We start from the raw sequence: 21,987 nt of genomic DNA, 5'->3' as shown, positions 1-21,987 counted from the left end.
AGCCCGGCAGGTCGACGACCTGCCGGGCTCTCGCGTGGAACGGGGTGTGGAGGTGGCGGGAATCGAACCCGCGTCCTCCGGCGCATCACCAGGGCTTCTCCGAGCGCAGTTCGCGCTGCCTCTACTCGGCCCCACCGATCCTACGAACAAGTCGGTGTGACGGGCCCAGTCGCTGTTTGGTGTCCCGCGCGTGCCCGCGACCGGCACGCGCAGTGAGTCATCTAGCTGATGCCAGGATCCGGGCCGATGACGAACCCGGGCTGACAGACTCGCCTAGCTGCTGTTAGGCAGCGAGAGCGAAGTCGCGCTGATTGGAATCGGCGCTTGTGTTTTTTGCAACGGATGGTTAACGAGCTCATCGTTGCCTTCCTCGGCTCGCTTCCCCTGGTCATCCGACCGAAGTCGAGACCAATCACCCCCTGTGCAGTTATGCAGGGAGACTAACGCCTGCCGGCCCCGGCGTGTTCCACCGGGCGCGTGGCGTCCCCGGCCGGGTCGCCGTCCCCCGCTCTTGCAGGAGCCGGGCCGTCAGATCCAGTCGCGCCGCTTGATCACGAGTGCAGGACGACACTGACCAGTGCCATCAGGCACAGCGCCACCGGGTAGCCGAACCGCCAGTCCAGCTCGGCGCGCTACGGGCAGTGCGACGGCGGTCGGTCACGACGGGCTCCCGGAGGACGCGGAGATGGGGACGTCGAGGAGGTCCCCATCGCGCAAGCGCCCGCCGCGATCAGCGAGTGACCGGGGGCGTCAGCGGGGAGAGACCTCGGGACTGGAACTGGGGGGCTCGCTGCAGAGCGGCGTAGTGCGCATCGAACCGGTCACCTCCCGACGTCCCAGGGGCCGGCGTGCGGTGAGCGGGCCGTCGTCCATGGTGACACGCGGCGCCACCTGCGGGCACCCTCGGGCGGGCGAACGGCAGGTGGCGGCTCAGCCGCTGACCTCGCCGTCGCCCGGCGGCACCCGCAGGGCCACCAGGAACCGCGACACCATCGCGTACCCGGCCACGATGGCGGCCAGCTCGACGACCTGCCGGTCGTCCAGGTGCTCCCGCAGCTCGGCGAACAGCGCATCCGGGACGGCGATCGCCCGGCTGGAGGCATCGGTGAACCGCAGCGCCAGCGCCTGGACCGGGGAGAACACCGGCGCCTCGGTGGCGTCGAGGGTCCGCAGCGCGACGAGCTGCTCGTCGGTCACCCCGGCGCGGCGGGCGGCCGGCTCGTGCGACGTCCACTCGAAGGGCGCGTCGTTGAGCACCGAGATCCGCAGCACGGCGAGCTCCGTGAGGTCCGGGGTCAGCGTCGTCCGGTTGCGCAGCGCACCGAGCAGCGCGCTCCAGCCCTCGGCGACCGGCGGGCTGTACAGCAGCATCCGGTCCAGCCCGGAGAGCTCGCCCCGGCGCCGGGCGCGCAGCACGGCAGCGGCGGCGGCCGTCGCCGGGTCGCCATCCTCGGGCGGGTCGGGCAGCCGCGCCCCGGAGCCGGTCAACCGGCTGCCAGCACGCCGACGGGGAACGCCCCGTTGGCGACGAGCCGGCTGCTGAGCAGGCCGGCCAGCTCCGCGACCCGCTCGGTCCGGTCGGTGCCGAGGTGGACGAACGGCGCGGCCGACAGCTCGTCGGTCTCCTGTTCGACCGCGGCGCGCAGCTGCTGACCGGCGTCGGTGAGCGCGCCGTCGGCGACCAGGCCGCGGGCGGTGAGCCGGTCGACCGCCGCGGCCCACTCCTCGTCGGACCAGCCGCGGGTGGCCTGCGCCGCCTGCTGGGTGAACCCCCGGCCGCTCAGCGTGTGGGTGATCAGCGCCTCCACCCCGCTCAGCCCGTGCCGGAGCAGGCTGGCCACGTGCCCGTCGCCGCGGTGCTCGCGCAGCAGGCTGACCGCGTGCCAGAGCTGCAGCACCGGCTCCTCGGGCCAGGGCAGGTCGGCGTGCCCGGCGTAGAGCGGGCGGCCCTCCGGCGTGAGCGCGGTGGTTGCCTCGCGCAGCAGCTCGGCGAGCTCGGGGACCTCGGGATCGGCGGCTACCTCCTGGCCGCCGAGCAGCCGGGTCAGCGATGCCCGGGCGGCGGCGGCCCTGGCGGCCAGTACCTGCTCGGGGCTGGCCAGCGTCCATGCCCGCGGGATGTGCCGGGCCACGATGGAGGGGGCGAAGTTGTAGAAGGTCGCCGTCACCGCACCGGGCCCGACCGCGCCCATCGGGGCAGCGCGGCCGGCGAAGTAGACCATCCGGCCCGGCCGCAGCCCGGCCGCGACGAGGTGCTCGTCGGTCTCGGGGGCGAAGTAGACGTGCGAATGCAGCGGGTCCAGCCGTCGGTGCGCCCGGCTCACCAGCCGCAGGTCGACAGGGGCGGGACGATCGACGCTGACCATGCGGCGGACCCTAGCGAAAGGTTCTTCCCGGCCAGCGTGGCGACTGCGGGGTCAGCTGCAGGAGCGGTTGCGGTCGAGTCCGCCGGCGACGTACTGCGCGAGCACGACGGGGCCCCGCGTGAGGGGCGCCTTCGCGCAGTTGGTGCGGGCGCCGTTCAGCGTCGTGGCACCGGCCAGCCAGCTCGGGAGCGGGGACAGGGAGCTGGCCGACGGCACCGTGCCGACGATCTGCCGCCACTGGGTCGAGGTCGAGTAGATACCGACCCGGCCGCCCGCCGCTGTCAGGCTCTCGGCCATCCCCTCGAGGGTGGCCCGGTTGCGCGCCAGGGCGGCACTGGACCCGGTCTGCCAGGTGTTGCCGGTCTCGACGTCCAGCCACCACGTGTACGCGCCGGCGGCGACGCTGACGCCTGCGGACCGGGCGGCCGGATCGAGGATGCGCACGTCGTTGGCGGCGCGCTCCTTGCCGTACTGGTAGGAGCAGGCGGCGCTGTTCGAGCCGTCGCACGTGCCGTAGCGGTTCTGGCCGGTGGTGGGCCAAGTGGTCACCTGGTCGATGACCTGCCCGGGGTTCGCCGTGTTCACGTACAGCTGGACCTTCGGCTGGGTGGGCACAGCGCCCGAGGACGCCGCCGCCCACCGCAGCTGCGGAGCCAGGCAGGGGTTGGTCGTGGCAGCGGTGCCGCCGTTCACCCCGACGATCGCGAACGCCCGGGTGGACGGCAGAGTCGTGCCGCACTGCGGATGGGACACGTCGTAGCCCCCGGTCGACGGGGCCGCGGGTGCAGCGTCCGCCGCCGTCGGCCCGGCCAGGAACACTCCGGCGAGAGCCAGCCCGGCGACGACCATCGACTGCACGGTGCGCCTCATCGCCGGGACGCTAACACCGAAACGACGAGGCATAGGAAGCTCTCCACCCGGTTTTCGGGCCGAAACCGGGGGGAAAGCTTCCTATGCCTGGGTCAGCGCAGCGGGTCGAGCAGGTGCGACCAGGAGACCTGGGTGCGGTGCGTGGCGAACCCGAGGCTCTCGTAGAGGCCGAGGGCGCCGGTGACGTTCTCGCTGTCGACCTCCAGCCCGGCGGTCTGGCAGTCGCGCGCGGCAGCGGCGTGCAGCGCCTCGATGATCACCGCTTTGGACAGTCCGCGCCCCCGGGCGGCCGGGACGACGCCGATCTGGCCGAAGTAGCTCTCCCGGGACCCGGTGGCCGCAGCGGTCGCCTCGGACACGTAGGACAGCGCGTACCCCAGGACGGCGCCGTCCTCGATCGCCAGCACCGAGAGGTCCGGGCGGAACGACGGTTGGCCGGTGAACATGACCTGCCAGGAGGCGACGTCGCGCTCGCTGGAGCCGTAGTGCTCGGTGAAGGCGGCGTTGTGGGCTGCCCGGACGTCCTCGTCCCGGTCCCAGCTGAACGGGACCAGGTCCAGTCCCTCGACGCGGCGGCGGGGCGGGAGGTCGGTGAGCGGGCGCTCCATGTGGAAGAACCAGCGGACCTGCTCCAGCCCGGCCCGGCGCAGCAGCGCCTCCAGCGAGGGCATCGTCGTGTAGACCGTCGCCGTCAGCCGGGCCGGCATCTCCGGGTGCCGCTCCGCGTGCAGCTCGGTGCCGCGCTCGAGCTGCCAGGCCAGCAGCGCCCGGCCGATGCCGCGGCCCCGCCAGTCCGTGTGCACCCGCCCCTCGAGGTGCACCCCGTAGGCGTCCCGGAAGGTGGGTGGCGCGATGGCGCTCGCCCAGCCGATCAGCTCTCCCCCGGCAGTCAGCACCACGCGGGTGTCGAGGTCCAGGTCGACCAGGTCGTTGACGAACCAGGCGGTGAGGTCCTCGGGGCTCTCGTGCGTCCCCGTGTCGTCGACCGGCTCAGCGGCCGTCTCCAGGGCCACGATGGCGACGACGTCGTTCGGGCGCATCGGCCGGGCGGTGAGGCCCTCGGGCAGGGCGAGCGGAGCGGAGGTCACGGGATTGCAGGCTAGTGCTGTCACCGCTGTGCTCGTTACAGTCACCCGGCATGAGCAGCATCGGCCGCGGACGGGCAGTCGCTGCGGCGGTTGAGGCGAGTGCGCTGATCGTCGGCACCAACGTTGCGGGACCGGCGGCGGCGCATGCGCCGGACTTCCCCGTCGAGCAGGCAAGCGTCGCGTCGATCCGCGATGCGATCGCCGGGGGCCGGACCACCTGCCGCGAGGTGGTCGCTGCGTCGCTGCACCGCATCCAGGCGTACGACGATCGCGGCCCCAGCCTGCAGGCCGTGCTGCGGGTGAACAACAAGGCGCTGAGCACCGCGGCGGCCCTCGACCGGCAGTACCGGAAGCACGGTTTCGCGGGTCCGCTGCACTGCGTGCCGGTACTCCTCAAGGACAACTACGACACCGAGGACCTGCCCACCACCGCCGGGTCGGCCGCGCTGGCGGGCGCACAGCCGCCGGATGACGCGGAGACGGTGGCGCGGCTGCGCGACGCCGGCGCGGTAGTCATCGGCAAGTCCAACCTCCACGAGTTCGCCGTGGCCGGCTTCACCGCCAGTTCCCTGGGTGGGCAGACGCTCAACCCCTATGACCCCACCCGGACGCCGGGAGGGTCCAGCGGCGGCACCGGAGCGGGCGTCGCAGCCGGCTTCGCGGTGGTCGGGACGGGCACCGACACGGTGAACTCGATCCGGTCCCCCGCCTCGGCGAACAACCTCGTCGGCCTGCGGCCCACGCGCGGGCTCGTCAGCCGCGACGGAATCGTGCCGGTGTCCTCGACGCAGGACGCCGCCGGCCCGATCGGGCGGTCCGTCGCCGACGTGGCAGCGGTCCTGCAGGTGATGGCCGGCGCGGACCCGAAGGATTCCGCCACCGACGTCCTCGCCGGGAGAACGCTCCCCGACTACCTGGCCGCCCTCGATGGGGAGGGTCTCGGCGGCGCCCGCATCGGCGTGGTCACCGACTTCCTGCTCGAGGGAGAGCAGTACGAACCGGTGAACACCGTGGTCGAGCAGGCGCGGGCGGACCTCGTCGCAGAGGGCGCGACGCTTGTCGACGTCAGCCTCGACGCAACGGCGAGCGCGCTGTCGACCAGCTACGACGTGCAGCGTTTCGAGTACGAGCCCCTGCTGGAGTCCAACCTGGCCACCACCGACGCCCCGGTCGACACGCTCGAGGAGATCCGGGCCAGTGGCTTGCCCGACCCCTCCGTCCAGCCGTTCCTCACCGCCGCCGACGAGACCGGCGACGGCCGGACCAGCGCCGAGTACGCGCAGCGCCTCGTCGGCATCGCCGACCTCCGCGCGCGGCTCCTGGCACTCATGGACGCGCAGGGACTCGACCTGCTCTTCTACCCCATGCAGAGCCGGCTCGTGGAGCCTGTCGCCGAGCAGGCGCAGCGGGACCGCAACGGAATCCTCGCGGCGCTGACCGGCTTCCCGGCCCTCACCGTTCCCGGCGGGTTCAGCGAGCCGACGGCAGATGCACCCCTGGGCGTGCCGGTGGGCGTGGAGTTTCTCGCCCGCCCGTTCGATGAGCCGCGGCTGCTGGCCGCCGGGCAGGACTACGAGGAGGCCACCGGGCACCGCACGCTCCCGGCGAGCACGCCACCGCTGTAGCGGTCACCGCTGGTCCCGCCACACCTGTCGGCACCCGCCGCCGCGACCGGCACGCTCCTCAGGGGGTGACGCCGAACAGCCGCGCCCCGTTGGCCCACAGCACAGCCCGCAGCCAGTCGTCGCCCAGCCCCAGCCGGCACAGCGCGGCGAGCTGGTGGGCGTAGGGGTACGGGATGGCGGGGAAGTCGCTGCCCAGCAGCACCTTGTTCCGCAGCCCGGCCAGCCGGGGCAGCAGCGTCCGGTCGAAGGGCATCAGCCGCTCGGTGAAGTCGGTGCCGAACATGGTGGTGTCCAGGTGCACTCGCTCGTAGCGCTCGGCCAGCTCGAAGAAGGCGGCGTACTCAGGCATGCCGAGGTGAGCGATCACCAGCTGCAGTCCCGGGAACCGCTCCAGCAGGCCGGCCATCGGCGCCGGCCCGGTGTGCTCGCCGGCCAGCGGACCGGACCCGCAGTGGATGACCACCGGGGTGCCGGTCTGCTCCAGCCGCGTCCACACCGGGATCAGCAGCGGGTCGCGGGGGTCGAAGCGACCGACCTGCACGTGCACCTTGAACACCCGGACGCCGGCGTCCAACGCCTCGGCCACGTAGACCGGCGCCTCCGGCTCCGGGTAGAAGGTGGCCGACTGCAGCACCTGCGGGTGGGCCCGGGCGAACTCCGCCGACCAGTCGTTCAGCCACGAGGCCATTCCCGGCTTGTGCGGATAGGGCAGCGTCGGGAAGGCCCGGACGCCGAGGCCGGCCAGCAGCGTCAACCGCTCGTCGACCGGCAGCGGGTACCGGATCGGCCAGGGCGCGCCGTAGTGGGTCTGGGCGTCGGCGAAGTACCGCCAGACCTTCGCCTGCACCCGCTCGGGCAGGAAGTGCACGTGCACGTCGACGAGCCCGGGCAGGCTCAGCTCGCGCCAGAACCGGGGGACGTCGGCGTCGTCCGCCGGCGGCGCGACCGTGCTCATGGCTCGACTCCGCCCTCGTTCCGCTCCCCGGTCGCCGGCGCTCCCTGCGATGCTCGCTCCGGCGTCGCCTTCACGGACGGACCCGCTCATCGGAGCGTGACGACGACCTTGCCGCGCACGTGCCCGCCCGCGACGAGCTCCTGGGCCCCAGCGACGTGGTCAAGACTGAAGGCCCGGGCGATCGCCACCCGCAACTGGCCGGCGTCGGCCATCCGGGCCAACTCCTCCAGGTCGTGGGTGTCGGGGCGGACGAAGACGTACCGGCCGCCCAGCTCGAGCACACCGGGGTCGACCACGCTGGCGATCCGGGCGGGGTCGCGGACCTGCTTCGGAGCGTCGGCGAGGGTGTCGCCGCCGACCAGGTCCAGGACGGCGTCCACCGGCTCGGACAGCTGCCCGCTGATCGGCCCGGCCGCGTAATCGAGCACCTCGACGACACCGGCGTCGGTCAGGAAGCCGTGGTTCTTCGGGCTGGCGGTGCCGATGACGTGCGCGCCGAGCGCGACGGCGATCTGGACGGCGAAGAAACCCACTCCTCCGGCGGCCCGGTGCACCAGCACGCGGTCGCCCTCGCCGACGTCGAGCGCCTCGGTCAGCGCCTGATACGCGGTCAGCCCGGCCAGCGGCAGCGCACCGGCCTCGGCGAAGCCCAGCGACTCGGGCTTGTGCGCGAGGCAGCGCTGTGGGGCCGGCACGAACTCGGCCGTCGTCCCCCACTGCACGTCGTCCCGGCGGACGTAGCCGAACACCTCGTCGCCGGGGGCGAACGCGGTGACCGCGGGCCCGGCGGCCTCGACCACGCCGGCGACGTCCCAGCCCGGGATGATCGGGAAGTGGTGCGGGAAGGCGCCCGCCAGGTGGCCCTCGCGGATCCCGATGTCGACCGGGTTGACCCCGGCGGCGTGCACCCGGACCAGCACGGTGTCCGGGCCGACCGGCGGCATCGGCAGGTCGTCGCGGACCCGGAGCACGCCGGCGTTCCCGAACTCGTCGTAGGCAGCACCGCGCATGGAGGTCAGCGCCGTCCCTTCACGTAGCGGCCGAAGGCCCGTTCCATCTCCCGGCGCGAGTCGCGCTCGGCGAGGTCCTGCCGCTTGTCGTAGGCCTTCTTGCCCTTCGCCAGCGCGAGGGTGGCCTTGACCTTGCCGTCCTTGAAGTACAGGTCCAGCGGGACGAGCGAGAGCCCGCCCTCCTTGGTCTTGCCGATCAGCTTCTCGATCTCGGCGCGGTGCATGAGCACCTTGCGCTTGCGGCGCGGGGCGTGGTTGGTCCAGGTGCCCTCGGTGTACTCGGGGATGTGCACGTGCTGCAGCCACACCTCGCCCTGGTCCACCGTGGCGAAGCCGTCGACCAGCGAGGCACGGCCGGCCCGCAGGCTCTTCACCTCGGTGCCGGTGAGCACCAGGCCCACCTCGTAGGTGTCGAGGATCGAGTAGTCGTGCCGCGCCTTCTTGTTCTGGGCGATGAGCTTGCGCCCGGTCTCACGCGGCATGGGAACAGGTTAGCTGTGCTTGTCGGACGCGGCGCTGGGCCCGGAGGGCTCCCGCCGTGTCCGACGGTGCGGCTCATCGCAGCAGGGGACGGCACCTGTTCGCGGTGTCGTCCGGAGGACGACGGCGTTACAGGCGCACGTACAGCCGGAGCGTCACGTAGGCCGCGACCGCGGCCAGCCCGACGCCGGCCACCGCGATGATCGGGCTGATCGCGGCGATCGCCGACCAGTCGACCGGCGGGATGATCCCGGACTTGATCGGCCCGGCCAGGGTCTTGTCGACGAACAGCACCTTGGTCAGCACCAGGCCGCCGATGGCCAGACCCGCGCCGATCAGCCCGGCCAGGGCGGCCTCCAGGATGAAGGGCAGCTGGGTGTACCAGCGGGAGGCGCCGACGAGCCGCATGATGTTCGTTTCGTTGCGCCGGTTGAAGGCCGCGAGCTGGATCGTGTTGGAGATCAGCAGCAACGCAGCCAGGGCTTGCACGACGGCCACCGCGATCGTCGCGTTGCGTGCCCCGTTCAACAGACTGAACAACCGGTCCAGGAAGTCGCCCTCGTCGCGGACGTCCTCCACGCCGTTCTGCCCGACCGGGAACTGCTGGGCGATGACCTGGTACCGCTCGGGGTTCACCAGCTCGACCCGGAAGCTCTCCGGCAGCGCGTCCGCCGGGGTGTTCGCGATCAGCGCCGGCTGCTCCTGGAACTGCTTGGTGAACCGGGCGTAGGCGTCGTCCTTGGACTCGTAGATGAAGTCTTTCACCTCCGGCGACCCCGCCAGCGCCGTCTGGATCGCGGTCCGCTGCTCGTCGGTGACGTCGTCGGTCAGGTAGATCGAGACCTGGACCTTGTCGTAGTAGATCTCGCGCATGTCACTGATCATGTTGGCGATCAGCAGACCGGTGCCCATGAGGCCCAGCGAAATCCCGGTGGTGAGGATCATCGCGACCGTCATGGTCAGGTTCCGACGCAGCCCGGAGACCACCTCGGAGAGGACGAAGTTGACGCGCATCAGTTCCCTGTCGTGTTCAGCGGTCGGCCGGCGGTGACCGGCATCAACGACCGACGCCGTAGACGCCGCGGGACTGGTCGCGGCTGACGGTGCCGTCGTTGAGCTCGATCACGCGGCGCCGCATCGAGTCGACGATGTGGTAGTCGTGGGTGGCCATCACCACGGTGGTGCCGGTGCGGTTGATCCGCTCCAGCAGCAGCATGATGTCCTGGCTCGTCTCCGGGTCGAGGTTGCCGGTGGGCTCGTCGGCCAGCAGCACCAGCGGCCGGTTGACGAAGGCGCGGGCAATGGCCACGCGCTGCTGCTCACCACCGGAGAGCTCGTTGGGCAGGCGGTTCTCCTTGCCCTCCAGGCCGACCATCTCCAGCACCTCGGGGACCACCCGCTTGATGGTGCGCTGCGGCTTGTTGATCACCTCGAGGGCGAACGCCACGTTCTCGGCGACGGTCTTGTTGCGCAGCAGGCGGAAGTCCTGGAAGACGCAACCCATGGTGCGGCGCAGCTTGGGCACCTGCCACTTGCTCATCGTGGTCAGGTTCTTGTCGTTGACCTTGACGATCCCCTTGGTGGGGTTGTCCTCCTTCAGCAGCAACCGGAGGAAGGTTGACTTGCCCGAACCGGAGGACCCGATGAGGAAGACGAACTCGCCCTTGTCGATCTGCATGGAGACGTCATCCAGGGCCGGCCGAGGAGAGGTCGGGTAGATCTTGGTGACGTGTTGCAATTCGATCACGAGGCGCCACGGTACCCGGCCCAGGCCGCACGATGACTGGTCTGCCCGGCGCGCCCCCGAACTCTGTGCGCGCGGTGACCCCTCGCAGGGCCCGCTGTCCGCGACAGCGGCTGGGTCACCGGCTGGGGGTGGCCTCCTGCTCTCGCCGCCAGCGGATGCCGGCCTCGATGAAGGTGTCGATCTCGCCGTCCAGGACGTTGGCCGGGTTGCCGGTCTCGATCTCGGTCCGTAGGTCTTTGACCATCTGGTACGGGTGCAGCACGTAGGAGCGCATCTGGTTGCCCCAGCTGCTGCCCTCGCCCTTGAGCGCGTCCATCTCGGCCCGCTGCTCCTTCTGGCGGACGACGAGCAGCCGGGCCTGCAGCACCCGCAGTGCGGCCGCCCGGTTCTGGATCTGGGACTTCTCGTTCTGGCAGGACACCACGATGCCGGTGGGGATGTGGGTCATCCGGACGGCGGAGTCGGTGGTGTTGACGCTCTGCCCACCGGGGCCCGAGGAGCGGAAGACGTCGACCCGGATCTCGTTGTCCGGGATGTCGACGTGGTCGGTCTGCTCGACGACGGGCAGCACCTCGACCCCGGCGAAGGAGGTCTGCCGGCGGCCCTGGTTGTCGAAGGGCGAGATGCGCACCAGCCGGTGGGTGCCCTGCTCGACCGAGAGCGTGCCGTAGGCGTAGGGATGCTTGACGGCGAAGGTGGCCGACTTGATCCCCGCCTCCTCGGCGTAGGAGACGTCGTAGACCTCGGTCGGGTACTTGTGCCGCTCGGCCCAGCGCAGGTACATGCGCATCAGCATCTCGGCGAAGTCGGCGGCATCCACTCCCCCGGCCTCTGAGCGGATGGTCACCAGCGCCTCGCGGGAGTCGTACTCCCCCGACAGCAGCGTGCGGACCTCGAGCTCGTCCATCACCGTGCGGATGCTGGCCAGCTCCCGTTCGGTCTCGGCGGTGGTGGCGGCGTCGTCCTCCTCGGCGGCCATCTCGTGCATCAGCCCGACGTCCTCGAGCCGGCTGCGCAGCTCCTCGACCCGGCGGACGTCGCCCTGCAGGTAGGACAGCCGGGAGGTGACCGCCTGAGCGGCCTCGACGTCGTTCCAGAGGTCGGGGGCGGCGGCCTGTTGTTCCAGGTCGCGGATCTCGTCGCGGAGGTCGTCGACCTTCAGGACGGCCTCGATCGACTTCAGAGTCGTGTTCAATTCGTCCAGGACGACGGAGAAGTCAGCGGCCACGTCGATCCAGGGTAGTGCGCTCCACCACCGGGTACCTCACCGCAACATGAGCGAGCCGTCGCAGCGACGTCCACGACCTGATTACCAGCAGGGCTTGCCCGACCACCACGACCCGACGGCGGGCATCGGCGGCGCTCGCCCGGCGCAGAGCGCACTCACCCTGCGGCTGGTACTGGCCGCCTCCGGCCTCGTGGTCTGTGTGGCCGGCGGAATCCTGTTCCTGGCGATCGACGCACCGGTGATCTTCGCCGTCGCGCTGTTCGTACTGGCCGCCATCGCGCTGGTGGACCTCGTCGTCGTCGCCCGGCGGAAGCTGCGTGGCGAGCCCGGCTGAGGAGCTCACTCGTAGAGGACGTACTCCGGCTGCGGGACGAGCGCGAGGACCTCGGGTGGCGTCATCAGCGGACCGGAGCGGACATCCTCCTCGTAGAACAGCTTGAACCCGGCGTGCACGAACGGCGGCAGGGTGGCCACCACGCGCTGGTAGGTCGCCACCTTGTCCGGCGCCGCCCCGATGCCGTCGACGCTCTTGACCAGCGCGACGCCGGGGTGCTCGGTGAGCGCCTGCTCGTCGCGGACGATCCCGGGGTTGAGCTGGTGGTAGACGAGCACCTTCTGCGGCAGCCGGTGGGCGGTGACCAGGCCGTCGAGGTAGACTGCCACCGAGTCGAGCTCGGCGCCGGTGGTGGAGCCGAAGACGTCGCCGGGCACCTCACCCGGGTCGACCGCCCACTCCGGGTCCACCGCCAGGCCCACGTCGGGTTCGGTCAGCCAGCGCTCGTAGTGCTGGACGGCGGGCAGGAAGTCCTCGGTCCCCGGTTGGATGCCCAGCAGCAGGAGCGCGCCGGCGGCCCGGGCGGCGTCCAGGTAGGCCTGGACGGTCGCGTCGTCGGCCGGAGCGTTGTAGGTGCCGGCCGGCCCGGGGGACGGGTGGGCGAGGGTGGCGATCAGCTCGAAGACCGGGAGTACCGCCCGGTCACCGCCGTAGGCAGCCGACTGCTGGCGCAGCTGCTCGGCCGCGGCGGCGAGGTCGCCGGTGAGCGGGCCGAGCGCCGGGGAGCCTGCCCGGCCGGAGAAGCCGACCAGCCGGTGCGCAGGGAAGACCTGGGTGCCGCCGCCGGGGAGCTGGGGCGGTGGCGTGGTCGGCGCCGGGGACGTCGTCGTCCGGGTGCTGATGCTGGCGGACGTCGCGGCGGCCTGCGGGGCGTCGGCCTGCGCGCCGACCGAGCAGCCGGTCAGCAGCGTGGTCACCACCAGGACGGCGAGGAGCATGGGGCGGGGCACTGATCCGACCCTGCTCGGTTCCGCGCTCGAGGGCAAACCCGCGTCGACGGCCGCCCGGCCCGGTCAGGTGCCGGCATCGATCAGCTCGGCGGTCGCGGTCCCGTGCCGGGGGGCCCTCCGGGCGGCGACCCACCGGACCAGGTCCTCGGCCGGCATCGGCCGGGCGATGTGGTGGCCCTGCGCGTAGCTGCAGCCCAGCTCGACGGCGGTGGCCAGCTGTGCGGCGGTCTCCACGCCCTCGGCGAGGCTGCGCATGCCGCACGCCTGGGCCAGGCCCACCACCGCGGCCATCGCGGCGGCGGACTGGCTGCGCGGGCTGTCGGACCCAGCGACCAGACTGCGGTCGATCTTCAGCACCCCGGCCGGCATGCGCACCAGCTGGGACAGCGAGGAGAAGCCGCTGCCGAAGTCGTCGATGGAGACCTCGACCCCGGAGACGCGCAGGGTGGCCAGCTGGGCGGCGGCCGCGTCGGGGTCCTGGGCGACGCTGGTCTCGGTGAGCTCGACGATCAGCCGGTCGGCGGGCAGCCCGGCGGCGGCGAGGGCCTCGGCGACGTCGGAGACCAGCGTGCCGGTGGTGAAGTGCGCGGCGCTGATGTTGACGGCGGCGATCAGCTGCAGACCCTGGGCGGTCCAGGCGGCGGTTTGCCGGGTGGCCTCGGCCAGCACCCATCGCGTCAGCGGGGCGATGACGCCGTTCTGCTCGGCCAGCGGGATGAACTCGCCCGGCGACAGCAGGCCGCGCACCGGGTGCTGCCAGCGGACCAGTGCCTCGACGCCGGTCACCTCACCGGTAGGCAGGTAGACGACCGGCTGGTAGTGCAGCGTCAGCTGCCCGGCGTCGATGGCCGAGTGCAGCTCGGCGGCGACGAGCGCCTTCTGCTGGACGGCGGAGCGCAGGTCAGGGGTGAACAGCCGGACCCGGTTACGGCCGGCGCCCTTGGCGGCGTACATGGCCAGATCGGCGTCGCGGACCAGGTCGGTGGAGCGCAGCTCGGCGACCTCGGCGGCCCCGGCGGTGGCGACGCCGATGCTGGCGCTGAGCCGGATGCTGCGGCCGGCGAGCGGGAAGGGGTCGTCGAAGGTGCTCTGGCAGCGGGCGGCGAGCGCCTCGGCACCAGCGGTGTCGCAGTCGCGACAGATCACCACGAACTCGTCGCCGCCGAGCCGGCCGACGGTGTCCTCGGCGCGGGTTCGGCCGCTCAGCCGGCCGGCGAGCTGGCGGAGCAGGTCGTCGCCGACCTCGTGGCCGAGAGAGTCGTTGACGTCCTTGAAGCCGTCGACGTCCAGGAAGAGCACCGTCACCGGGCGGCCCTCGGGACGGCGCAGCTCGGCATCGATCAGCTCGTGCAGGTGCGCGCGGTTGGGGAGCTGGGTGAGATGGTCGTGCCGGGCCTGCCAGGTGGACGCCTCCTCGGCGCGGACCCGGGAGGTGACGTCGGTGTGGGTGACGACGATCTGGCCGGCCTGGTCGACCCGGGAGGCCTGCAGGTGGAACCAGCGGGGGCCGCGCGGGTTGGCCAGCGAGTAGTCGAAGGAGACCGTCGTCCTCATCCCCCGGGAGAGCTCGCGGAGCTCCTCCAGCAGGGCCTCGGTGCGGGCGTCGCCGCTGAGCCCCCGGGCCATGGCGAAGTAGTCGTCGCCGAGGGAGACGGCGATGCGCTCGTCGTCCAGGAACTCGGCGACCACGGCCCACGCGGAGTTGGCCAGCAGCACCCGGCCGTCGGCGTCCAGCAGCAGGGTGGGTGAGGGCAACGCGTCCAGCACGGCCTCCAGCACGAGGGCGGAGCTGCGCTCGGCGCCATCACGCCGGCGGACGTCGAGGGGCAGTGCGGTCGCACCCGGTCGTCTCGGCACGCTGGTCCTCCTGCCCTGGAGTGGTCGGGAGGCGCCGTCCGTGGCGTCCTCTGCTGCTGTCACCTTCGGCAACTCCAGCCCCGGGGACACCCCGCCACGCCGATCCGACCGTAAAGAATGAGTCGTCGCAGCTCCGGCTCGGCGAGTCGGCGCGGTGTTCTGGCAGGACCGGAGCGCGTCGTCGTCCTCCGGCGTGTCGGAGGCGGGTGTAACCGGCGACGGCGGCCGGGTAGGGGGCGCCCATGAGCGACTCGACGACGATAGAGCTCGGTGGCGAGCAGTACGTGGTGCGGCCCGAGGGCGGGGTGCTGAAGATCGGCCGACCGGCCGGGGACGACGTGACCTGGCTGGACGACCTGGATCTGGGGTTGCTCCCCGAGCCCGCGCGGGCGGCCGTGGAGAGCGGCGACCTGGGCAGCGCCGACCTGGCGCAGGCGCTGCTGGGCGTCGTTCAGGCCGAGGCGGACCGCGGCGCCTGACACCCGCCCGCCTCCCCCGGCGAGCTTGCAGCAATCTTGCGGATCGCTGGCGCTGACCCCGCGGTGCGGGCCGGAGGGTCAACGGCATGGACACCACACACCTGTTGGACCTGCAGGACGTCGAGGAACTGGACGAGGCATACTTCACGGCCCGGCTCGAGGACCACCTGCCCTTGACCGGCTGACAGACTCAGCCCGTGCCGGCCTTCTTCCTCCCGCGGGCCAGCGACGGAGCCCAGGCCGAGCGGCTGTACGAGGCGTTGGCCGAGTTCGCCGGCTGTCAGCCGGGTCCGCCGGACAAGCGCGTCCGGCGCATCGAGTTCGTCCAGGACGGCGCGCGGTGGACCGCCGAGGTAGGGCTGCAACTGCAGGGTGTGCGGATGACGAGCTTCCTGCGCCGGGGCGAGCTGATCGAACACACCGACGAGCTGTCGTCGACGTCGACCGTGCTGGCCATCTACGAGTCGGCGCCGTTCTTCGTCGTGACCGACGCGCAGCCGATCACCGGCGCGCCGTCGGAGTGGGCCAACCCGTTCCTGGCCGAGCCCGACCGGGTGGAGTACTTCAGCGCTCCCTGACGCCTCCGCTCAGGCGCTGGGCCGGACCGCCCCGATGTAGCCCGGCCAGTACATCGACCGAACGCTCACGGTCGCGCCGCTGTGCGGCGCCTCCACGATCTTGCCGTTCCCGAGGTAGAGAGCGACGTGGTGGATGGTCGCCGGGTCGTGGACGTCGAGGGCCCAGAACACCAGGTCGCCGGGCTGCAGTGCGGCGCGGGACACCTTGGGCAGCGTCGCGTACTGCGCCCGACTGTTGCGGGGGATGCCGATGCCGGCCTGCGCGTAGGCGAAGCGGGTCAGGCCCGAGCAGTCGTAGCCGACCACCCCGGCGTCGATGCCGAACCCCAGGCTGGGCCCGTTCAGGCTCCCACCGCCCCAGGCGTACCGGATGCCCACCGCGGCCAGCGCGGCTCCGATCGCCGTCTGCACCGCCGGCGGTGAGCCGGGACCGATCGCCGCGAGCGCGGCCTCACCGGCCGAGCTCTTGCCCGGATTTTCGGCGGCGGCTGCGGCGGCGATGGCCGCGGCTGCGGCCGCCTGCTGCCGGGCGTACTCGAGCGCTGCCTCCCGGGCGCCTTCCAGCTCGGCGAGGTCCTGCTGCGCCTGCTGCAGCTGGTCCTGCAGGTCGGTCTGCTCGGCGGCGAAGTCCGCCGCCTCCTGGCGGGCGGCCGCCTCTGCCTCCTCGGCGGCCTTGAGCGCGTCGGCGGCCTGCCGCTCGAGGAGGCCCGCCCGGGCGAGCGCGTTCTGCGCGGCGTCGTCGGCGGCAAGGGCCAGCCGGCGGGCGACGGCGAACCGGACCAGGACGTCGGCCTTGTGTCCACCGGCAGCGGCCAGCAGCCGGGCCCGCTCGAGCATCGTCGCGGGGTCGTCGATGTCGAGCATCGCCTGCAGGCCGGGTGAGGTGGTGCCCTCGATGTAGCTCTTCCGGGCGAAGGCAGCCACCTCCACGCGGGAGGCAGCCAGGTCGGCCTCGGCCTTCTCGGCGGTGGCGGCGGTCGACTCGGCGGTGACCCGCGCGGCCTTCACCTCGGTCTGCTTGGCCTGGTAGCCGTCGAGCGCGATGTCGGAGGCGGCGATCGCGGCGTCGACCCTCGCCTGGGACTGGGCGAGCTGGGTGGCGAGGTCGCTGAGCTTCGCGACGACCGTGTCCCGGGCGGCCTGGGCGGCGCCGATCTCCTCGTCGGAGGGTGGGATCGGGTCGGCCGACGCGACCCCGGGGGCGACGCCGAGGCAGACCAGGACGGCGGCGGCGGCGGCGAGCAGGCGGGCGCGCGGCGACGGAGAGCGTCGTCCTCGTCGCATCGGCGTCTCCCCGCGGAGCCTGCGCTGGTGCCGGGGCCCATCGGGTGGGACTCGGTCCTCCGACCGTAGGACCCGCGTGGGGGTCAGGAGAAGACGCGACGGAGCGGCTGCTCCGCTGGGCGACCGTCCCGACACACGGGGTTGCGGTGCTCAGCTCAACAGCTGGGTGAGCACCGTGGCGAGGGCGGTGCCGCCGCGCTCGCAGTCGTCGTCCTCGGCGAACTCGGCCGGGGAATGCGACACGCCAGTGGGGTTGCGGACGAACAGCATCGCGGTGGGGATGCGTCGGGTGCCCGGGGCGGCGCCGAGGATCGCCGCGTCGTGCCCGGCGCCGGTGGCCAGCACGGGCAGGCCGGTGGCGCCGGTGCCGGCCAGGGCCGCCGGCGTGGTGAGGGCGGAGTGCAGCTGGTCGCGCAGCGCGAGGTCGAAGTGGACGGCGCCGCTGGCGGACTCCTCGCGGATCTCCACCCGGCAGCCCTCCGCGGCAGCGGCCTCGTGTGCGGCGGCGGCTATCTCCGCGACCATGGCCTGCGTGACGGGGGCGTCCGGGCCGCGGGCGTCCATCCACAGGTCGACGGCGGAGGCAATGACGTTGGTGCCGCCTGGGTGCGGCCGGAGCCGGCCCACGGTGGCCCGGAGCGACTCCCCTGCGGCGGCGGCACGGCGGGCGGCGAGCACAGTCTGCGCGGCGGGCAGGAGGGGGTCGTGGCGGGAGTCCATCGGCGTTGCGCCGGCGTGGTTACCCTCCCCGGTGAAGCGGAGGTGCCAGCGGCCGTGGGCGAGCACCGAGGAGGCGAGCGCGATCGGCTGGCCGAGGTCGATGAGCCCCCGGCCCTGCTCAACGTGCAGCTCGACGAAGCAGGCGATGCGGTCCAGCCGGTCGGGGTCGGCGCCGAACCGGGTGGCGTCGACCCCCACGCGTGCGGCGGACTCGGCCAGAGTGTTCCCGTCGGGGTCGGTCAGGGCGAGCGCTGCGTCAGGGGTGGTCGTGCCGGTGAGCAGGCGGGAACCCAGGCATGCGACGCCGAAGCGGCCGCCCTCCTCCTCGGCGAAGACAACGATGCCCAGCGGACGGCGGGGCTGGAGACCGGCGGCGCGGAGCAGGTCGACCGTCGCCAGGGCGGAAACCACGCCCAGCGGGCCGTCGAAGGCGCCACCGCCGGGGACGGAGTCCAGGTGGGAGCCGGTGACGATGGCCCGCTCCTGCGCCGCGGCGCCCCCGGGGCGCCACCACGCCCACAGGTTGGCGTTGCGGTCGATCTCGGTCTCCAGGCCGCGGGCGGTCGCCTCGGCGAGGAACCATTCGCGGAGGTCCATCTCGGCGTCGCTAAACAAGTGCCGGGAGTAGCCGCCGCGGGTGCGGTCGCGACCGGTGTCGGCGATGGCGCGCAGCAGGGCCGGAACGGTGGGGCCGGCGGTCGTGGTCGTCACGGAGTTAACTCCTCGGGGATCGGGTGCGTCGGGTCGCGCCAGGTGTCCGCGACGGCCTGACCGGTGGCCAGGTCGAAACGGTGGCGCATCAGGAACAGGGAGGCATCGTGCTGGGCCCGGTCGTCGCTGCCGACGCAGTCCTCGGCCAGCACCACGTACAGGTCGCAGAACATCGCGTCCCGGGCCGTGGACTCGACGCAGCCCTCGGTGGTGCACCCGCCGACCACGACCGTCCGGACGCCGTTGCTGCGCAGCAGCAGCTCCAGGTCCGTGCCCCAGAAGGCGCTGGAGCGGTGCTTGTGGACCACCAGCTCCTCCGGCCGCGGCGCCAGCTCCTCGACGAACTGCTCCCCCGCCGTCCCGGCGACGGTGTACCGCAGCGGCGGCCCGTCCCGTCGGGCCGGTGCGAGCATCCGCAGGTTGAACCGCAGCTGCGCCGGAGAGTCGCTCCGTCGCCCGGGCAACGTCGTGTTCTGGATGTGCACCACCAGCACTCCGGCGTGGCGGGCGGCAGTCAGCAGTGCCGCGAGCCGGGGCCGCATCGCGGCGTATATCGACAGGTCCACGCCGAGGGACCCGAAGACCCCGTCGGGCTCGACGAAGTCGCGCTGCATGTCGACCAGGAGCAGCGCGGTGTGCGCGGGGTCGACCAGTTCGGCCAGCTCGGTGAGGACTTCCTTGCCCTCGATGATGATCACGTCGGCCACACCGCGGTCAGGCCGCCGTCGATGGTCAGGTGCTGGCCGGTGACGTACCGCGCGGCCGGGGACAGCAGGAACCAGATGACGTCGGCGACGTCCGCGGGCTGACCGACCCGGCCGAGCGGGATGGTCGGCGCGGACCGCGCGAGCCCCTCCGGTCCGCCGGAGTTGACCGGGTCCAGCGACTGCGGCGACGCGATGACGCCGGGTAGCACGGCGTTGATCCGGATGCCGAGAGGCCCGAGCTCAAGTGCGGCACTGCGGACGAACCCGAGCAGGCCGGCCTTCGAGGCCGCGTACGGGGTGTGGCCCCGCCAGCCGATGGCGGCACCGGCGATGCTGGAGGTGACCACGACCGCGCCGCCGGCGGGCAGCACCGGCGCGGCCGCGCGCACGGTGCGCATCACCCCGGTCAGGTCGACGTCGACGATACGGTGCCAGTCCTCGTCGGTGAGTACCGTCAGCGGAGCCAGCTTGAGGATGCCGGCGTTGGCGACGACGGCGTCCAGCCCGCCGAAGCGCTCGACGGTCGCCGCGACGGCCGTCGCCATCCCCGGCGTGCTGCGCACGTCGGCGTCCACCGCGAACGCCGATCCACCCGCGGCCTCGATCTCGGCCACCACCGCCGCGGCGTCGTAGGGGTCGCCGGTGAACGTGCCGACGGCGACGTCCGCGCCGCCGCCCGCGGCCCGCACCGCGGTCGCCCGCCCGATCCCGCTGGCTCCGCCGGTGACCAGCACCGCGGTCACGAGAACATCACGTCTCCGCTGTTGGGGCCGAGCGTCGCGCCGGTGTAGAGGTTCCCGCCCGGGTCGCTGGCCAGCAGGACGGCGGTGGGCGCCACCTCGGAAGGTTCTCCGGACCGCTTGAGGGGCAGCCCGGCCATCAGCGAGCTCGTCCACTCCTCGGACAGCTCGCCGCCGAGCGGGGTGTTGATGGGGCCGGGGGCGATGCAGTTGGCTGTCACGCCGGTTCCGCCGAGCTCGCGGGCCAGGGACTTGGTGAACCCGATGACGCCGGCCTTGGCGGCGGCATAGTGGGCCAGCCCGGCACCACCGCGCTGGCCCACCTGCGAGGCGGTGTTGATGATCCGGCCGAAGCCGGCCTCGATCATCGGCGGCACCGCCGCCCGGCAGCACAGGAAGACGCTGCGAAGGTTGACGGCGATCATCTCGTCGAACAGCGCCGTCGGCATGTCCGCGACAGGGGACTCGGTGAGGATGCCGGCGTTGGCGACCAGGACGTCGATCAGCCCGAGACCGGCCCGGGCCTCGGCGAACATCCGCTCGACCTCGGCCTCGTCGGAGACGTCCGCGTGTACCTCCACGACCTCTGCGCCCAGCGCCTCACAAGAGGCGCGCACCTGGTCCAGGCCCGGACCGGGTGCGCGGTCGGCGATGGCCAGCCGGGCACCGGCCTCGGCATAGGCCAGGGCGATCGCCGCCCCGATGCCGCTGGCCGCGCCGGTGACCAGCGCCGTGCGACCGCGGAGCAGCCCGCCCGGCCCCGCCTGACTCACGCCGGCAGCCCGAACACGCGTTGGGCGTTCCCGCCCAGGATGAGTGCGCGCTCGGCGTCGGTGAAGTGGGCCAGCTCCACCCGCTTCCGCTCGTAAGACATGTCCATCTGCGGCGCGGCGGTGGCGAACATCAGCCGCTCGGGGCCGAACGTCGCCACCACCCCCTCGAGGAAGTCCTCGCGGTACATGCCGCTGGTCTGCACCAGGACGTTGTCGTTTGCCAACGCCAGCTCGGCGTCGAAGCCCATCAGACCGGAGATGTTGAGCTGCCCGCCGTTGGTCAGCACGAAGGGGTTGCCCGGAGCGAACTGCGCGGCCCGGCCCAGTTGCAGGGGTTCGGAGTACAGGTGGAAACCGGCCGCCACCACCACCGGCACGCCCAGCTCGGCGGCGGCCTCGGCCAGCGGGCGTACCCGGTCGTCGTTGATCCGGAAGTGCTCCTCACCGGGGTGCAGGAACAGCCCCCGGGCGCCGTTGCCCACCGCCCGGCGGAGCTCGGCGACGGCGGCCGGACCGTTCCAGGGGTCGACCCGGGCGAGCGTCACCAACCGGCCCTGCGACGCGCGGGCCGCCGCGGCCACCGCGTCGTTGACGGGGACGAAGTCGGCGCCCTTCGGGTGCACCGGGACGGCGATCGCCACGTCGGTGCCCACCGCGTTCATGCCGGCCAACGCGGTGATGGCGTCCAGCTCGTAGCCGAAGTGGGACGTCCCCAGGTGAACCAGGCCGTCGACGATCATGCGGCCAACCCCAACATCCGGTCGGCGTTGCCGCCCAGCACCAGGTCGGCGGCCTCGTGCCCGAGCCCGGCGATCACGACCTTCTGCCGCTCCAGCGCCGGCGAGCTGACCGGCCCGTCGCTGCCGAACACAACGCGGTCGGCCCCGATCCGCACGACCGCCGCCCGGATCTTGTCCGGGTACGGCATGGCGGAGGTCTCCAGGACTACGTTGCCGTGGCGCTCGGCGACGTCGATCGCCTCGTCGACGTGGAAGTAGCCACCCATGTGCCCCAGCACAATCGTCGCGTCCGGGCAGGCCGCCGCCGTCTGGGCCACCGACAGCGGCGTGCTCAGTGGCTCGTCGCCGCAGTGGAACAGCGTCGGCACCCCCAACTCCCCGGCGTGCCGGACCAGCTCGATGGTCGCGGCCCCGCCCGGGTGCTGCAGCGTGGAGACCGGATGCAGCTTCAGCCCGCGGAAACCCAGCTCCTGCACGGCCCGGGTGAGCAGCTCCTTGGACGTCTCCAGCAGTGCCGGGTTCAGCCGGAGGAAGCCGTAGAGCCGGCCCGGGTGGTTCGCGCACGCCTCGGCGATGAGCTCCAGACCCGCCGGGTTGAGCCCGGGCAGGTCGGTGAGCGTCATGACCGCGGCGCGCTCGACGCCGGCCTCGTCCATCGCGCGGATGCAGTCCTCGGCTGACATCTGCCACCCCAGCGCCGTGGAGTTCTCGATGTGCATGTGCATGTCGAAGATCATGTGGGTGG

At 72.5% G+C, this 21,987-nt stretch carries 23 protein-coding genes and 1 other RNA gene; 4 read left to right on the top strand and 20 right to left on the bottom strand.

The window, feature by feature from the left end; all coding sequences use genetic code 11:
• Positions 1 to 44 precede the first annotated feature (44 nt).
• From ssrA to BLW04_RS14460, 5 genes are all read right to left on the bottom strand, one after another.
• Positions 45 to 420, bottom strand: a transfer-messenger RNA (tmRNA) gene (gene ssrA / locus BLW04_RS14480).
• 510 nt (positions 421 to 930) lie between these two features.
• Positions 931 to 1,488, bottom strand: a complete 558-nt coding sequence (locus BLW04_RS14475) for a carboxymuconolactone decarboxylase family protein (protein WP_217631045.1) — start codon at positions 1,486 to 1,488, stop codon at positions 931 to 933.
• Complete coding sequence (locus tag BLW04_RS14470) at positions 1,485 to 2,366, bottom strand: SCO6745 family protein (protein ID WP_091542498.1); 882 nt, start codon at positions 2,364 to 2,366, stop codon at positions 1,485 to 1,487. Before BLW04_RS14470 ends, BLW04_RS14475 begins: the two co-directional genes overlap by 4 nt.
• 51 nt (positions 2,367 to 2,417) lie before the next feature.
• Positions 2,418 to 3,236, bottom strand: a complete 819-nt coding sequence (locus BLW04_RS14465; RefSeq protein ID WP_091542494.1) for a glycoside hydrolase family 25 domain-containing protein — start codon at positions 3,234 to 3,236, stop codon at positions 2,418 to 2,420.
• Positions 3,237 to 3,328: 92 nt separating this feature from the next.
• On the bottom strand, positions 3,329 to 4,324 hold the full coding sequence (locus BLW04_RS14460; RefSeq protein WP_254781550.1) for a GNAT family N-acetyltransferase: 996 nt from the start codon (positions 4,322 to 4,324) through the stop codon (positions 3,329 to 3,331).
• Positions 4,325 to 4,374: 50 nt separating this feature from the next.
• Here BLW04_RS14460 and BLW04_RS14455 point away from each other — a divergent pair, with 50 nt between their 5' ends.
• Entirely contained in the window at positions 4,375 to 5,949 is a 1,575-nt protein-coding gene (locus BLW04_RS14455; protein WP_091542491.1) for an amidase, read from the top strand.
• Between the two features lie 58 nt (positions 5,950 to 6,007).
• Here BLW04_RS14455 and BLW04_RS14450 read toward each other — a convergent pair whose 3' ends face one another.
• From BLW04_RS14450 to prfB, 6 genes are all read right to left on the bottom strand, one after another.
• Entirely contained in the window at positions 6,008 to 6,904 is an 897-nt protein-coding gene (locus BLW04_RS14450) for an amidohydrolase family protein (protein WP_091542488.1), read from the bottom strand.
• 86 nt (positions 6,905 to 6,990) lie between these two features.
• Positions 6,991 to 7,914, bottom strand: a complete 924-nt coding sequence (locus BLW04_RS14445; protein ID WP_091542483.1) for an NADP-dependent oxidoreductase — start codon at positions 7,912 to 7,914, stop codon at positions 6,991 to 6,993.
• A gap of 5 nt (positions 7,915 to 7,919) precedes the next feature.
• A complete protein-coding gene (gene smpB / locus BLW04_RS14440; RefSeq protein WP_091542480.1) occupies positions 7,920 to 8,396 on the bottom strand; it encodes an SsrA-binding protein SmpB in 477 nt (158 codons plus the stop codon).
• 127 nt (positions 8,397 to 8,523) lie between these two features.
• Complete coding sequence (gene ftsX, locus BLW04_RS14435; protein WP_091542475.1) at positions 8,524 to 9,408, bottom strand: permease-like cell division protein FtsX; 885 nt, start codon at positions 9,406 to 9,408, stop codon at positions 8,524 to 8,526.
• A gap of 43 nt (positions 9,409 to 9,451) precedes the next feature.
• Complete coding sequence (gene ftsE, locus BLW04_RS14430) at positions 9,452 to 10,141, bottom strand: cell division ATP-binding protein FtsE (protein WP_091542472.1); 690 nt, start codon at positions 10,139 to 10,141, stop codon at positions 9,452 to 9,454.
• Positions 10,142 to 10,256: 115 nt separating this feature from the next.
• The gene (gene prfB, locus BLW04_RS14425) at positions 10,257 to 11,369 is read right to left on the bottom strand and encodes a peptide chain release factor 2 (RefSeq protein ID WP_091542469.1); all 1,113 of its coding nucleotides are present in this window, start codon (positions 11,367 to 11,369) and stop codon (positions 10,257 to 10,259) included.
• 46 nt (positions 11,370 to 11,415) lie between these two features.
• Between prfB and BLW04_RS14420 the strand changes: the two genes are divergently transcribed.
• Positions 11,416 to 11,703 (top strand): DUF6343 family protein, encoded by a 288-nt coding sequence (locus tag BLW04_RS14420; protein ID WP_091542464.1) that lies wholly within the window; start codon positions 11,416 to 11,418, stop codon positions 11,701 to 11,703.
• 5 nt (positions 11,704 to 11,708) lie between these two features.
• Here BLW04_RS14420 and BLW04_RS14415 read toward each other — a convergent pair whose 3' ends face one another.
• Positions 11,709 to 12,653, bottom strand: a complete 945-nt coding sequence (locus tag BLW04_RS14415) for a hypothetical protein (protein ID WP_254781548.1) — start codon at positions 12,651 to 12,653, stop codon at positions 11,709 to 11,711.
• Positions 12,654 to 12,716: 63 nt separating this feature from the next.
• Positions 12,717 to 14,510, bottom strand: coding sequence for a putative bifunctional diguanylate cyclase/phosphodiesterase (locus BLW04_RS14410; RefSeq protein WP_091542457.1), 1,794 nt, complete (start codon positions 14,508 to 14,510; stop codon positions 12,717 to 12,719).
• Positions 14,511 to 14,752: 242 nt separating this feature from the next.
• On the opposite strand from BLW04_RS14410, the gene BLW04_RS28440 reads away from it, so the two are divergent.
• Both BLW04_RS28440 and BLW04_RS14400 read left to right on the top strand, forming a co-directional pair.
• Positions 14,753 to 14,989, top strand: coding sequence for a hypothetical protein (locus tag BLW04_RS28440; RefSeq protein WP_091542453.1), 237 nt, complete (start codon positions 14,753 to 14,755; stop codon positions 14,987 to 14,989).
• A gap of 197 nt (positions 14,990 to 15,186) precedes the next feature.
• Positions 15,187 to 15,567 (top strand): hypothetical protein, encoded by a 381-nt coding sequence (locus tag BLW04_RS14400; RefSeq protein WP_091542448.1) that lies wholly within the window; start codon positions 15,187 to 15,189, stop codon positions 15,565 to 15,567.
• Between the two features lie 9 nt (positions 15,568 to 15,576).
• Here the strand turns inward: BLW04_RS14400 and BLW04_RS14395 are convergent, their stop codons facing one another.
• The 7 genes from BLW04_RS14395 to BLW04_RS14365 all read right to left on the bottom strand — a co-directional run bounded on the left by BLW04_RS14395 (position 15,577) and on the right by BLW04_RS14365 (position 21,979).
• Positions 15,577 to 16,851 (bottom strand): C40 family peptidase, encoded by a 1,275-nt coding sequence (locus BLW04_RS14395; RefSeq protein WP_091542444.1) that lies wholly within the window; start codon positions 16,849 to 16,851, stop codon positions 15,577 to 15,579.
• Positions 16,852 to 17,001: 150 nt separating this feature from the next.
• A complete protein-coding gene (locus BLW04_RS14390) occupies positions 17,002 to 18,282 on the bottom strand; it encodes an allantoate amidohydrolase (RefSeq protein WP_091542439.1) in 1,281 nt (426 codons plus the stop codon).
• Entirely contained in the window at positions 18,279 to 18,980 is a 702-nt protein-coding gene (locus BLW04_RS14385; RefSeq protein ID WP_139306851.1) for a cysteine hydrolase family protein, read from the bottom strand. Before BLW04_RS14385 ends, BLW04_RS14390 begins: the two co-directional genes overlap by 4 nt.
• Positions 18,977 to 19,732, bottom strand: coding sequence for an SDR family NAD(P)-dependent oxidoreductase (locus BLW04_RS14380; protein ID WP_091542432.1), 756 nt, complete (start codon positions 19,730 to 19,732; stop codon positions 18,977 to 18,979). Before BLW04_RS14380 ends, BLW04_RS14385 begins: the two co-directional genes overlap by 4 nt.
• Complete coding sequence (locus tag BLW04_RS14375; protein WP_091542426.1) at positions 19,729 to 20,502, bottom strand: SDR family oxidoreductase; 774 nt, start codon at positions 20,500 to 20,502, stop codon at positions 19,729 to 19,731. The genes BLW04_RS14380 and BLW04_RS14375 overlap by 4 nt, the downstream gene beginning before the upstream one ends.
• Positions 20,499 to 21,242: an amidohydrolase family protein gene (locus BLW04_RS14370; protein WP_091542422.1), complete on the bottom strand. Its 744-nt coding sequence runs from the start codon at positions 21,240 to 21,242 to the stop codon at positions 20,499 to 20,501. The genes BLW04_RS14375 and BLW04_RS14370 overlap by 4 nt, the downstream gene beginning before the upstream one ends.
• On the bottom strand, positions 21,239 to 21,979 hold the full coding sequence (locus BLW04_RS14365) for an amidohydrolase family protein (protein ID WP_091542419.1): 741 nt from the start codon (positions 21,977 to 21,979) through the stop codon (positions 21,239 to 21,241). Before BLW04_RS14365 ends, BLW04_RS14370 begins: the two co-directional genes overlap by 4 nt.
• Positions 21,980 to 21,987: the final 8 nt, after the last annotated feature.

This window comes from Modestobacter sp. DSM 44400 (assembly GCF_900107175.1).
Taxonomy (GTDB): domain Bacteria; phylum Actinomycetota; class Actinomycetes; order Mycobacteriales; family Geodermatophilaceae; genus Modestobacter.
This window is presented reverse-complemented; position numbering and strand designations above follow the sequence as displayed.